Raw genomic sequence first — 12,881 nt, 5'->3', positions numbered from 1 at the left:
ATCCCCGCGATCGGTAAGCCCGGACACTGCGCGGCAATCCGCGCAGCGCTTCAGGGCATCAATGTGCGCCGCGTCAGCTGTTGAACGCCGAAGCCACCTGGTGCTGGTGCGGCACCTGGCCGTTCGGTGTCAGTTTGTCGACGATGCCGGGCAGGGCGGTGGACAGCTGCTTGAGCAGTTCCTGCTCGTCCAGTCCGGTGCGTTGCGCGATCTCGTGGATGACTTGCGGCCCGAGTGCTGTTCCGAGATCATTGGCGTTGATCGACTGGTTCTGCCCGGTGCCGACCCAGGAATCGGCGACATTGCCGTGGCCGGCATCTTTCAGTTTGTCCAGCAGGCCGCCCAGTCCGCCGAGCAGGCCGCCGTCGCTGGCGGTGGTTGCGGCCGGGTCGGATGGCGCCGGTGCTTGAGGCTGGTCAGGCTGTTCGGCACTTCTGCCGCTCAGCATCTTTCCGACCAGCAGCGCGCCGAGCGCGATCATCAGCGGTTTGGTGATGTTGCCGCCGGGAACGGCGTTGTCAAAAAGTCCCATAGTGGATCCTCCATCTCGACCAAGCCCAGCCCATCTACAACAATGGCGCATCCGGGCGGAATTTCAAGCTGGCTTGAGGTTTTGACAATCATATGAAAATGTCGGGGCGGCGGGGGATGGAGAGGAAAAAATGTCAATCATCAGCTGGATCATACTCGGCGTCATCGCCGGCTTCCTGGGCAGCAAGATCGTCAACAAGACCGGCCAGGGCATGATAATGGATATCGTGCTTGGTATCGTCGGCGCCATTGTCGGCGGCCTGATCTTCAGTGCCTTCGGCGCATCGGGCGTCACCGGCCTCAACATCTACAGCCTGATCGTCGCGGTGGTTGGCGCGGTGGTTGTCCTGTGGGCCTACCATCAGTTCAGCGGACGCCGGACGCTTTAGCGTAGTTCCAGGAAAAGTGTGAAACAGTTTCCGTCCGGAATTGCGTCAAAACAAAAGGCTTGGAGGGGTCGCCGTTTCCGCGAAACGGCGGACGCTCCAAGCGTCTGACATTTTGAATTTTTGCCGAGGCAAGACCAGCTTCGGGCTTGCCTATGGCATCAGCACCGCATCGGCCGCGGCGAAGAAGATCAGCGTTCCCGCGATGAATACCACCCAGCCGACCAGCGATTTGCGAATGGCGGCCTTGTGCTCGGCGTCGGAATTCTTCTTCTGGTCAAAATCGGTCATGGGGAACCTCCCTTGGCTGAATTGATCATGTCTTCGCCGGATAGACGATACATAGCCGAATAGACGATCAATCTGGCCTCTGCAACAGCGGCGGAAGACAGGCGCAATGGCGCCGATACTAGGCGACGACAGTCAGCCTCCGTTTGCGCTGATCCAGCGACACGATGGTCAGTCCGCTGCCCACCACCAGCAGGATGCCGCAGACCGCCAGCGTGTTGGGGAACTGCCCGAACACCAGCAGGCCTGAAATGACGGCCCAGACGGTGAAGCAGTAGTAGAACGGCGCCACCGCGCTGGTCGGCCCGACGCGATAGGCCATGAAGATGAAGAAATGGCCGAAGATCAGGAAAAACCCGGCACCGGCCATCAGCAGCAAATGGCGCCCCTCGGGCATGACCCAGCGCTCGGATATCAGATGCGCGGCACCCGCGCCGACCAACACCACCAAGACGGCGGAAATCGCCACGATCATCCCCGGCACTTCCGCCGGGACATGCCTGCCGGCCAGGTCGCGCGCGGCCGACAGCGCCGCGTTGCCGAGCGCCAGCAGGGCATAGATCGAAATGCCTTGCATGGTCGGCTGCGCCACCATCAGGGCGCCGATGAAGCCAAGCCCGATCAGCGCCATGCGCTGGCCGCCGATGCGCTCGCCAAACAGGATCGACGAGCCGACCAGCATCAGCAGCGGCGTGATTTGTCCGAGCGCGGTGGAATCCGCGATCTGCATGTTGGCGAGCGCAACGACATAGCAGAGGATCGCCGCCAGCTCGAGCAGGTTTCGGCGCAGCACATGGCCGTCGAAGATCAGTGGAATCTGTTTGCCGTAGCCGAGCAGGAACAGCAGCGGGAAGCCCCAGAGCGTTGCCGCCGCCCCGCGCAGGAACAGCACTTCGTAGGAGGGCAGCCCCGCGGTCGCGAGCTTCATCATCGTGTCGTTGACCAGGTACGACCCGGTCGAAACGATCATGAACAGCGGGCCTCGGATCGAGGTAGGGATGAAATGCATGGGGTCAGGAGATCAGACCTCGATGGCCGCCGCAATGGGCCATCAACTGGCCGTGATCGAGACAGGGACTGACGGACAAGAGCATGGGATGCAGGCCGTGGTCGATCGGCCGGCCAGCCCATTTCATTTCACCCATCGACTACCTATATCATCGCCACATCCCCGCAATCGGATCCCAGGTTCAGACTGAGTGAGACGGCACCCGGCCAAAAGACGCTTGTGTTTTTTGGCCTTTGTCGCTAATCGCCCCGCATTCGACTGAACTGAAGGTCAAGGCCGTCCAAGGAAAGAGACTATGGCAAAAGGTAAATTCGAGCGCACTAAGCCTCATGTGAACATCGGCACGATTGGTCACGTTGACCATGGCAAGACGTCGCTGACGGCGGCGATCACGAAGTATTTTGGCGAGTACAAGCGCTACGACCAGATCGATGCGGCGCCGGAAGAGAAGGCGCGCGGCATCACGATCTCGACGGCTCACGTCGAATACGAGACGGCCAACCGCCACTACGCCCATGTCGACTGCCCCGGCCACGCCGACTATGTGAAGAACATGATCACCGGTGCCGCGCAGATGGACGGCGCGATCCTGGTGGTTTCCGCTGCTGACGGCCCGATGCCGCAGACCCGCGAGCACATCCTGCTCGCCCGTCAGGTCGGCGTGCCGTCGATCGTGGTGTTCCTGAACAAGGTCGACCAGGTCGACGACGCCGAGCTGCTCGAACTGGTCGAGCTCGAGGTTCGCGAGCTTCTGTCGAAGAACGAGTTCCCCGGCGACGACATTCCGATCGTCAAGGGTTCGGCGCTGGCCGCTCTTGAGGATTCGAACAAGACGATCGGCGAGGACGCGATCCGCGAGCTGATGGCTCAGGTCGACGCCTACATCCCGACGCCGGTTCGTCCGCTCGACAAGCCGTTCCTGATGCCGATCGAGGACGTGTTCTCGATCTCGGGCCGTGGCACGGTCGTGACCGGCCGCGTCGAGCGCGGCGTGGTCAAGGTTGGCGAGGAACTCGAGATCATCGGCATCCGTCCGACGACCAAGACGACCTGCACGGGCGTGGAAATGTTCCGCAAGCTGCTCGATCAGGGCCAGGCTGGCGACAACATCGGCGCGCTGCTGCGCGGCGTTGATCGTGAAGGTGTCGAGCGCGGCCAGGTTCTGGCCAAGCCGGGCACGGTGAAGCCGCACAAGAAGTTCGTGGCCGAAGCCTACATCCTGACCAAGGACGAAGGTGGCCGTCACACGCCGTTCTTCACCAACTACCGCCCGCAGTTCTACTTCCGCACGACGGACGTGACCGGCATCGTGTCGCTGCCGGCTGGCACCGAGATGGTTATGCCTGGCGACAACATCACGGTCGATGTCGAGCTGATCGTGCCGATCGCCATGGAAGAGAAGCTGCGCTTCGCTATCCGTGAAGGCGGCCGCACCGTCGGTGCCGGCATCGTCGTCACCATCAAGGAATAATCGACACCGGCATTAGCCGGATCGACAAGGAAAGGGCGGTCTTCGGGCCGCCCTTTTTCGTTTCCGGGCAGCCCGGGACAGCCGCCAGCCGTGGTCATTTCAAAGCTGTTGCAAGCGCCATCGCGCCAACTAGTATAGGTTGCATTGCGGGAGCTTGCCGAAGAGTGGTTCCAGGGCGCTGTTTCGATGGGAAGGCATGGCGGGCACTGGTCCGTCTCGTGCTGTTGGTGGCCGTGGTCTTTGCTGTCCCGCCGGCGCTGGCGCAGGAGCAGTCGCTGGATATCCCCCCGATGCGGTTTGCCGTCGTGCGCAGCAACGCGCCGGGCTGCGAGCCCAATTGCCCGGAATGGATATCGGCGGAAGGCACCATCGACGCGGGCACGCCGTCGTTGCTCAAGCGCACACTCAAGGCGCTCAAGGGCCGGCAATTGCCGGTGGTCGTCAATTCCCCTGGCGGTAACGTCGATGCTGCGGTGACGCTCGGCCAGATGATCCGCAAGAACAAGCTCGATATCGCCGTCGGCACGACTGTGTTTTCCGGCTGCGAGCCGCAGATGAAGAATTGCAGGGACAACCAGGGCAAGGGTGCCGAATATTTTGGCATGGCCTATGACAGCGGCGCCATGTGCAATTCCGCTTGCCCGCTGATGTTTTCCGGCGGTGTCCGCCGCGTTGTCGGGGATTTCGCTTATCTCGGCGTTCATCAGGTCACCACCACCTACAGGCGCGAGAAGCTGCTCTACCGGACGACCTATCGGATCGTGAACGGCAAGAAGAAGATCATCAGCACCAAGGTCGTCAGCCGCAAGAACGCGGGCAGCTACAAGACCTACGAAATGAGCAAGGCGGTCGAGAAGAGGCTTTCGGCCTATTTGCAGGGGATGGGGATAGGCGAAGGCGTCTTCACAACGATGAAGAACACGCCGGCCAGTGAAATCCATCAACTGGTTCTCGAAAACATGCTCCGCATGAACCTCGTAACCTCCCTCGACAGCGTCGAGCTTTTCACCGGGGGAACCATCTGCAAGGCAAACCCGATGCCGGCGAATTGCCGGGAGATACCGGCTGACAAAGAGGCGACGCCGGCCAATCTCCCGACCGCCCAGGCAAAACCCACTCTCGCTGCGCCGGTCGAGGCCACGACGCCGAAGGAGGCCGACATGCGCTTCGTGCTTGTCCGCGGCAGCAACCCGCTCTGCAATCCCGACTGTCCGGAATGGATCTCGGCGGAGGGCTCGATCACCGCGCAGACGCCGGAAAAGCTTAGACAGGCCCTCGATGCCATCGCCGGCCGGCGGCTGCCTATCGTCATCAACTCGCAGGGCGGCGATGTCGAGAGCGCGCTCGCCGCCGGCAGGCTGATCCGGGAACGCAAGCTCGATGTCGTTGTCGCCCACACGGATTTCGCGGATTGCGATCCCTCGGCGGAGTGCCTGGCCAAGGATGGCGTCCATAGCGGGCTGACCATTGAATCCGAGAGCGAATGCGCTTCGGCCTGTCCGATCATGGTTGCCGGTGGCGTCAGGCGTTTCATCGGGCCTGCCGTGCGCCTCAGCGTGAGTTCAGTTGGGCTTGGCGACAAGGTCAAGGCGTATCTCGAGGAGATGGCGATCGGACCCGGCCTGTTCGCCGCCATGCAGCTCTCCTCATCCAAACGGCAGCTCCATCAGCAGGCGATACTGAAATTCGGGCTGGCGACCGGGCTCAGTCCGCCGACGAACTGACGGGCGCCACCATATGCCGGTCGGTTCCGAGGCCGGACAATTGCCGGCTCGTCCCGTCAGCCAACGCCGAAGCCGACATGCCGGCCAAATTGTAACGCCGCCTGTGTTGGACTGGCCATCGAGGCAGGTTGAGGCCGGTCGGGTCTTTCCGCTACCGTCTGGCGATCGAGGACAAGGCGACCGCCATGCGCAAGGATGTTCCGACACTTTACGAATGGGCCGGCGGCAGCGACGCGCTGAACCGGCTGACGCGGACCTTTTATGACAAGGTGGCAAAGGACCCGGTCGTCGGGCCGGTGTTCAAGGCCATGTCGCCAGACCATCCCGCCCATGTCGCGGCGTTCATCGGCGAGGTCTTTGGCGGACCGAAGACCTACAGCGAAAAGTTCGGCGGCCACCGGGAGATGGTCATGCATCATCTGGGCAAGCATTTGACCGAAGAGCAGCGCCGCCGCTGGATCAACCTGCTCGCCGATGCAGCCGATGCCGTTGGTCTGCCCGACGATCCCGAATTCCGTTCGGCCTTCATGGGCTATGTCGAATGGGGATCGCGGCTGGCGAAGATGAACTCCAATCTCGGCGAGACCTGCGATCCGGAAACCGAACCGATGCCGGCCTGGGGCTGGGGCGTGCCTGGCGGGCCATACAAGCCGCCGGCCGGGAAATCTTAGTCGCAACCGTTGCGAACAGGCCGAAGCGGCGGCCAGTCATCGGTGGTCCGGATTTCCGGCAAGGGGATGAAGGCGCGTTTGCGTGCAAACCACTCTTTACAGAGAGCTCGGAAGCTTTTAGGAAACCCCTGCTGCGCCGAGGCGCGCACGATACGGGCATAGCTCAGTTGGTAGAGCGGCGGTCTCCAAAACCGCAGGTCGTAGGTTCGAGCCCTGCTGCCCGTGCCATTTCCCAAGGGAAATCAGGCATTTAGAGATCGTCTTGCTTGGCAAGGACGCCTCAAGCCGCCTTACACATCTCTTGCACAAACTTGAACGCGCGCAGGGAGTGCCTGGCGATAGCGGAAGAACATTCGATTCTCGAAGGCAAGGTCCACGTCCATAGGCGTAACGACAGCCCGATTTGGCACTGTTCGAGGTATGTCGAAGCCAAGAACCGCCGAGTCACCATCAAGGAAGAAGTCTTGCCAGGCCAAGGATTGGGCCGAGGATTGGTATTTCGACCTGAATGACGAGGGCCGGCCACGGCGATCGCCAATCCACTCGACCGTATTTGATGGCTATCGAGTAGCATTGCCGCACGTACGCGCTGCAGTTGAGGCGATGGCGAGAATGCGTTTAGGGAGGACAACTCAATTTACAACCAAAGGTTAACCTTGATCTACTCGAATACAGCGCATGGCAATGATTCGAGCGGTCATTGACTCGGGCTTTGCCGGGTGCGTCGCACTTCTATGGTGAAGCGGGGCTTGGCGGGGAGCGGCGCAAGGGATGAGACGAACGGCAAAGGACGGCGCCAATACGGTCGGCTTCCGCCGATCCTTTTTTTTGACCACGGCAATCATCACACTCGTCACCGCGATTGCCGGCATGCGGCCGGCGTCCGCGCAGTCGGTGTCAGGCACCGGTGATCTATCGCCGGACGTAAGCACAATTCAAACGCCGGATTGGACGGTCGGGGCCGATCTCGTTGTCGGTAATATCGCCACAGGCACGCTGGACATCCAGAATGGCGGCGCGGTCACCAATGACACTGGCTTTATCGGCTATGGTGCCCAAGGGACGGTCACCGTCTCGGGCACCGACGGTAGCGGCAATGCCTCGACCTGGACCAATAACGGTGACCTCGTTGTCGGTCAGGACGGCAACGGCACGCTCAATATCGGAAATGGCGGCCAGGTGAGCAATGCTGACGGCTATATCGGCGTCGCGGCCGCCAGCCAAAGCGATGTCACTGTCTCGGGCCACGACGGTAGCGGTCACGCCTCGACGTGGACCAATACAGGCACGCTTTATGTCGGCGACAACGGCAAAGCCTCGCTCGCCATCCAGGATGGCGGGATCGTTAACAGTGCATTGGTCGTCATCGGCAACAATAGCGATGGCAATGGCACCGGCACTGGCATGGTTGCGGTCACGGGCCGCGACATAGACCAACATGCCTCGACCCTGAACATTACCAACCAGATTTATGTTGGTAGCGGCGGCATAGGCAACAAGCTCGACATCCTGGATGGCGGGCTGGTGAACAGTGGACAGGCTTCTATCGGCTACGGGAGCGGTAGCGAAGGCACGGCCACCGTCTCGGGTCGCGACATCAACGGCAATGCCTCGGCCTGGAACGCCGCCAACAATATTTACGTGGGTTTCTCCGGCAGCGGCACACTCAACGTCGCGGACGGCGCCGCGGTGGCCACGAGTGCAACTGGAGGCGGCGCTGCCTCTGTCTATATCGGCTACACGAACGGCGGCACGGGCACTGTCAATGTCTCGAGCAGCACGGGCAGCGTCTCAAGCTTGACCGCGACCGACCGCATCGATGTCGGCTACGATGGCGACGGCACGATGACCGTTGGAAAAGGTGGCTTCGTAAGCGTCGGTACCGATGTTCATATAGCCAACGGCAGCACAGCCACTGGAACGCTCCATCTCGACGGCGACGCCACCGGACGCGGCGTTGTCGAAACCGGCTCCGTGATCAAGGGAGCCGGCGCCACCGCTATCCTCGACCTCAACGGCGGCATTCTGCGTGCGAACCGGGATGAAGCCGATTTCCTGAACGGCTTCACGGCACTGAGTGTGGCAGCCGGAGGAGCCTGGTTCGATACCAACGGGCACGACATCGGCATCGGCACGGATTTTTCCGGTTCGTCGAACTTCAACAAGCTTGGCCTCGGTCAACTGACGCTGATCGGGGACAGTTCCGGCTTTACCGGCGCATCGACCGTGTCGGCCGGCACGCTGGCCGTGAACGGCGTGCTGGGCGGCAACATGCTGGTCGACACCGGCGGACGGCTCATCGGCACGGGCGGCGTGGGCAATGTCGTCAATACCGGCGTCGTCGCGCCGGGCTATGGCAATGCCATGGGCACGCTCACTGTCCAAGGCGACTATGTCAGCACTGGCGGACGCCTCGAAATCGCGACCGTTCTGGGCGACGACAGCTCGCAGACCAGCCGCCTGGCGGTGAACGGCACGACTTCAGGCGTTACGCATGTCAGCATCATCAACCGTGGCGGCCCTGGCGCGCCGACGGTGGAAGGCATCAAGATCGTCGACGTGACGGGTGCGTCCAACGGTGCTTTCGTGCTCGACAGCAACTATGTCTTCCAGGGCGCACCGGCGGTGATAGCCGGCGCTTATGCCTATCGCCTCTATCAGGGCGGCGTCTCTACTCCCTTGGATGGCGACTGGTATCTGCGTTCCTCCCTGGGCGGTCCCGGCGCGCCGCTCTATCAGCCCGGCGTGCCGGTTTACGAGGCCTATGGCTCCAATCTGCAGTCGCTCAACACTCTCCCGACGCTGCAGCAACGTGTCGGCAACCGTGTCTGGGGCCCCGGCGCCAATGGCGACGGCAATGGAATTTGGGGCCGAGCGGAAGGCTCCCACGGGCGCTTCAACAGTGCCGCCGTGTCGGCGACTGGTTTGGATCAGGACGTCGATACCTGGAAGATGCAGGCGGGTGCCGATCGGGTGCTTGTCGATAGCGACACGAGCGGGCGTCTGGTGGCAGGCGTCAACGTCTCCTATGGCGAGGCCAACAGCCGGATCAACTCGGCGTTCGGCAATGGTGCGGTGAAAACCGACGGCTACGGCCTTGGCGCGACTTTGACCTGGTATGGTGTCACGGGCTTCTATGTCGACGGTCAGGCGCAGCTCAACCGCTATGGCAGCGACCTCAATTCCGAACTTCTCGGCTCGCTCACCCACGACAATGGCGGCAGCGGCGAGGCGTTCAGCATCGAAGCGGGCAAGCGGATTTTGTTCGGCGAGCACGTTGGCATCACGCCGCAATTCCAGATCGTCTATTCCAATGTGCGGTTCGATCACTTCGTTGATCCGTCGGGTGCCGACGTGGCCGCCGGCAGGAACGACAGCCTGAAAACGCGCTGGGGCGTCGCGCTCGATCATCAGGGCGCCTGGGAAGGCGGCCGCAGCCACATCTACGGAATCGCCAATGTCAGCTATGAATGGCTCGATGGCACGCGCACTCTGGTCGCGGGGACACCCATCATCAATGCCGACGACCGGCTGTGGGGCGAACTTGGCCTCGGTGCGAGCGTAAGCTGGCGCAAGGATCTCACCTTCTATGGCGAGTTCTCGGGCAACACGCCGTTCCGTGGTTTCGGCAACAGCTACATCCTCAAGGCCAATTTCGGTCTCCGAACGCAATTCTGACCGCAAGGGCGGTAGCAGTAGCTCTCGTCATCGCCATGGCGCAACGAGATGCGGCAAGGCTATTCGGTCTCCAAACAAATTCAGGAAAACGTGCGAGATCTGGATAGCGCGCTACCTTCCCCAAAGTGAAACTTGGACGCGGGCTAGAAGTCTGCCTGTCTGGGAATAGTTGTTGGAGGTGGCGGTGGTCTTTCGGCTTGGCAAGAAATATCAGGACTACGTCTGTTCTAATGGCTGCCTCTGCGGCAATTCAGATCAATGGGCCGGGATACTTTCGCGACGCGGCTTTCTGATGGGAAGCGGCGCGGCTGTCGCCGCCGCCCCCATCATCCTGGCGGGAGGCACGTCTCCGGCTCCCGCGCAGGAATCAGATAATTCTGCCCCTGCAAGCAGGATTTCAGGCGATCTCGCCGAGAGGATCAAGGCTGCCGTCGACGGCGACAACGACCGCCTCGTCGCTCTCTACAAGGATATCCACCAGAACGCCGAACTGGGTTTCATGGAAGTCCGCACTGCGGGAATCATCGCCAAACAACTTTCGGACCTTGGTTTCGAGGTCAAGACCGGCATCGGCAAGACCGGCGTGGTCGGCATCATTCGCAATGGCAATGGTCCGACGGTCATGTATCGTGCCGACATGGATGCCAATGCCGTGGCAGAGGCGACCGGCCTCCCTTATGCCAGCAAGGTGCGTGTACAGAAGGACGATGGCACCGAGGCCCCGGCTGCGCATATGTGCGGGCACGATGCCCATGTCACGTGGATGCTCGGCCTGGCCAAGGTGATGGCTGGCTCAAAGGATAGATGGAGCGGAACGCTGATCCTGGTCGGCCAACCCGCCGAGGAACTGATCCTTGGTGCGCAGGCAATGATCGATGATGGGCTTTACACAAAGCACGGGGTGCCGGTGCCCGATCATCTTCTCGGCATCCACACCGCGCCCATCCCGACTGGCATCATGGCGCTGCGCGGCGGCACGATCATGGCCGGTACCGACCAGATGGATGTCACCTTTCATGGTGTCGGTGGCCACGGCTCGATGCCGCAGATGACCAAGGACCCGGTCATCATGGGTGCGATGGCCGTCGTCGAATATCAGATGATCTTGTCGCGTATTCTCAATCCGCTTGACGCGGCGGTACTGACCGTAGGTTCCTTCCAGGCTGGATCGGACAACAACGTCATCCCCGAGAGTTCGCTGCTGAAGCTCAATCTCAGGTTCTTCGACCTCAAGGTCCGCCAGCAGATGATCGATGGCATCACCAGCATCAACAACGGCATTGCGACAACCTACGGGATGCCGCAGGATCAGTTGCCGTCCATTGTCATGAAAGGGTTTTCCCCGCCCCTGACCAACAACGACGATCTGGTCGCCAGGCTGCATCCGGCTCTCATGACGCTCATGGGCGAGAAGAATGTCGTGACGGAATTTCCGCCCGCGACCGGCTCGGAGGACTTTCATTTGCTGGCAGGAGGCAACGACAAGGTCCAGATCACCTACATGGCGGTCGGCATCGCCGATCCGAAGCTTTTCACACCGGAACTCATCAAAAGCGGTCAATTACCGTTTTCGGCCCACAACCCGGATTTCCGGGTGGACCTGAACGCAATCCCTCTTGGCGCCAAAGTAGGGACGACAGCCGTGATGGAGCTTCTGGCGAAGGCATAAGCCGATATCAAGGTTTTTGGTCGATGCGGAAAAGAACCTGAAAGTGATCATGAAGGACGGCCGCATCTACAAGAATGCCTTGGCCGCGTGACCTTTAACGTCCATGTGGGAAAGCCCATCGCTGTCCGATGACTTTCTTAAGTGTCTCGGACGGCGATTCTCCATAGACCTGCCGATAGAATACGGAAAAGCGGCCGAGATGGGTAAAGCCCTGATCCAAGGCTGCGTTGGTGACTGTCGTACCTGTGGTAGGGTTGAGTAGTGTTCTACGCACGAACGTGAGCCGACGGCGTTGCAAATAGGAATGCGCCGTCATGTCCATGCGCCTGCGGATGATGGACTCGATTGTTCTCAGCGAGAGATTAGCTTTCTCGCACAAATCCTGTAGCCCGATCAATTTGTCGGAATGTTCGTCAATTAGACGGTCGATGCGCCGCATCGACGCTGTTTGCAGCTGATGGGCCATATGATCGACCTTGAGAACACCGCTATCCAGAACGTCAACCAAAGAGGCCGCGATCTCTTCGCGTATAAAGGCGATATTTAATGGATTGTCCGACAGGGTTTGCCAGTGGGGGGCATTGACTATCCTGCTCACGTCAAAATAGTGTTTTTGCAACTTGGCCAATTGACTTGCCCCGACCTGTTTCACTGCCGAGGGCGTCAGAAGGATCTTGGCGTTTTCTTTGCCCGTCAGTGCTGCGAATGTACGTCGTAGCGACTCGTGAAGAACGCAAATTGCGGCGATCTCGAGTGCCCCTCCTGTTTTTAGGCTGGGCGTATCGCCAGGGCCTCGCGAAAAGACGCTGACTTCGTTCAAGTGAATACCGTCGACTGCCGCCTTCGGCTGGCTGCTCAAGGTAAACATATAGGTGATGTTTGGCGTACTGCCGCCCGTGAACTCCGTCCGTAGGGCGATCGGTTCGGAAGCCGCGAATGTACGAACGGACACACCACCGCCCAGGTTGACCAACCCGGCCACGCCATGAAACTGCCGAGCTTCCATCGGCACGATGTCGAATTTCCCGCCTGGTATGCTGGAGGCGAAAGCCTCGCGATCATAAAACTCCTTGGAAAAAGAGACGGTCGGCGAGAACCGTTTCTCTTCATCATCGGTCATTGTCCCGCTCTCCTCGCGGCTGTCGCCGGCAGGCAAACACCTTGATGATGACCATGCGCCCGGCGATCTCTACCTCGCCGCACGCGCCCATCTCGCGCAGCGGGTTCGCTCTTCGGCCCAATCCGATCATGCCAAGCCTGTTCGCTGATAGATGCGAAGCGGCCGTGGCGTGTGATCGACGGTTGTAGCGGAGGCTGTCCTGTCTGGTTGAGGGCGAAGCTGTTGATCTTCACATAAAAACCAAGGCTTCCTTCATTCACCGTCCTGGGCTTTGCGGCGCCGCGATCGTGGCGACGCCGCACACATAGGCCTTTCACTAAGTCTCAGGCCTTAC

General features: G+C 60.8%; 10 protein-coding genes and 1 tRNA gene. 7 read left to right on the top strand and 4 right to left on the bottom strand.

Annotated elements, in window-relative coordinates; all coding sequences use genetic code 11:
• Window positions 1-73: 73 nt before the first annotated feature.
• Window positions 74-532 carry a YidB family protein gene (locus AC07UC_RS22815; RefSeq protein WP_202322794.1) on the bottom strand — a complete coding sequence of 153 codons (459 nt, stop codon included), beginning with the start codon at window positions 530-532 and terminating at the stop codon, window positions 74-76.
• Window positions 533-662: 130 nt separating this feature from the next.
• On the opposite strand from AC07UC_RS22815, the gene AC07UC_RS22810 reads away from it, so the two are divergent.
• A complete protein-coding gene (locus tag AC07UC_RS22810) occupies window positions 663-920 on the top strand; it encodes a GlsB/YeaQ/YmgE family stress response membrane protein (RefSeq protein ID WP_056566410.1) in 258 nt (85 codons plus the stop codon).
• Window positions 921-1,070: 150 nt separating this feature from the next.
• On the opposite strand, the gene AC07UC_RS22805 is transcribed toward AC07UC_RS22810, so the two are convergent.
• Window positions 1,071-1,208, bottom strand: a complete 138-nt coding sequence (locus tag AC07UC_RS22805) for a hypothetical protein (RefSeq protein ID WP_181179429.1) — start codon at window positions 1,206-1,208, stop codon at window positions 1,071-1,073.
• Between the two features lie 118 nt (window positions 1,209-1,326).
• Complete coding sequence (locus tag AC07UC_RS22800; protein ID WP_494907476.1) at window positions 1,327-2,214, bottom strand: DMT family transporter; 888 nt, start codon at window positions 2,212-2,214, stop codon at window positions 1,327-1,329.
• A 295-nt stretch (window positions 2,215-2,509) separates the two neighbouring features.
• Between AC07UC_RS22800 and tuf the strand changes: the two genes are divergently transcribed.
• The 6 genes from tuf to AC07UC_RS22770 all read left to right on the top strand — a co-directional run bounded on the left by tuf (window position 2,510) and on the right by AC07UC_RS22770 (window position 11,427).
• Window positions 2,510-3,685 (top strand): elongation factor Tu, encoded by a 1,176-nt coding sequence (gene tuf, locus AC07UC_RS22795; RefSeq protein WP_010909256.1) that lies wholly within the window; start codon window positions 2,510-2,512, stop codon window positions 3,683-3,685.
• 164 nt (window positions 3,686-3,849) lie between these two features.
• Window positions 3,850-5,409, top strand: a complete 1,560-nt coding sequence (locus tag AC07UC_RS22790; protein WP_494907475.1) for a COG3904 family protein — start codon at window positions 3,850-3,852, stop codon at window positions 5,407-5,409.
• A 185-nt stretch (window positions 5,410-5,594) separates the two neighbouring features.
• Window positions 5,595-6,080, top strand: a complete 486-nt coding sequence (locus AC07UC_RS22785) for a group II truncated hemoglobin (RefSeq protein WP_494907474.1) — start codon at window positions 5,595-5,597, stop codon at window positions 6,078-6,080.
• Between the two features lie 152 nt (window positions 6,081-6,232).
• A tRNA-Trp gene (locus tag AC07UC_RS22780) sits at window positions 6,233-6,308 on the top strand.
• 543 nt (window positions 6,309-6,851) lie between these two features.
• Window positions 6,852-9,758, top strand: coding sequence for an autotransporter outer membrane beta-barrel domain-containing protein (locus AC07UC_RS22775; protein ID WP_494907473.1), 2,907 nt, complete (start codon window positions 6,852-6,854; stop codon window positions 9,756-9,758).
• 184 nt (window positions 9,759-9,942) lie between these two features.
• Window positions 9,943-11,427 carry an amidohydrolase gene (locus tag AC07UC_RS22770; RefSeq protein WP_494907472.1) on the top strand — a complete coding sequence of 495 codons (1,485 nt, stop codon included), beginning with the start codon at window positions 9,943-9,945 and terminating at the stop codon, window positions 11,425-11,427.
• A 94-nt stretch (window positions 11,428-11,521) separates the two neighbouring features.
• On the opposite strand, the gene AC07UC_RS22765 is transcribed toward AC07UC_RS22770, so the two are convergent.
• Window positions 11,522-12,547 carry a helix-turn-helix domain-containing protein gene (locus tag AC07UC_RS22765; protein WP_494907471.1) on the bottom strand — a complete coding sequence of 342 codons (1,026 nt, stop codon included), beginning with the start codon at window positions 12,545-12,547 and terminating at the stop codon, window positions 11,522-11,524.
• Window positions 12,548-12,881: the final 334 nt, after the last annotated feature.

The sequence above is a fragment of the Mesorhizobium sp. GW821-FHT04C10 genome (assembly GCF_059420305.1).
Note: the sequence above shows the minus strand (reverse complement) of the source record. Positions and strands in the feature narration are given on the sequence as shown.

Coding starts and splice junctions, on each gene's coding strand:
- AC07UC_RS22805 (WP_181179429.1), bottom strand. CDS start 1,208: ATGACCGATTTTGACCAGAAGAAGAATTCCGACGCCGAGCACAAGGCC.
- AC07UC_RS22765 (WP_494907471.1), bottom strand. CDS start 12,547: ATGACCGATGATGAAGAGAAACGGTTCTCGCCGACCGTCTCTTTTTCC.
- AC07UC_RS22785 (WP_494907474.1), top strand. CDS start 5,595: ATGCGCAAGGATGTTCCGACACTTTACGAATGGGCCGGCGGCAGCGAC.
- AC07UC_RS22775 (WP_494907473.1), top strand. CDS start 6,852: ATGAGACGAACGGCAAAGGACGGCGCCAATACGGTCGGCTTCCGCCGA.
- AC07UC_RS22810 (WP_056566410.1), top strand. CDS start 663: ATGTCAATCATCAGCTGGATCATACTCGGCGTCATCGCCGGCTTCCTG.
- AC07UC_RS22815 (WP_202322794.1), bottom strand. CDS start 532: ATGGGACTTTTTGACAACGCCGTTCCCGGCGGCAACATCACCAAACCG.
- tuf (WP_010909256.1), top strand. CDS start 2,510: ATGGCAAAAGGTAAATTCGAGCGCACTAAGCCTCATGTGAACATCGGC.
- AC07UC_RS22800 (WP_494907476.1), bottom strand. CDS start 2,214: ATGCATTTCATCCCTACCTCGATCCGAGGCCCGCTGTTCATGATCGTT.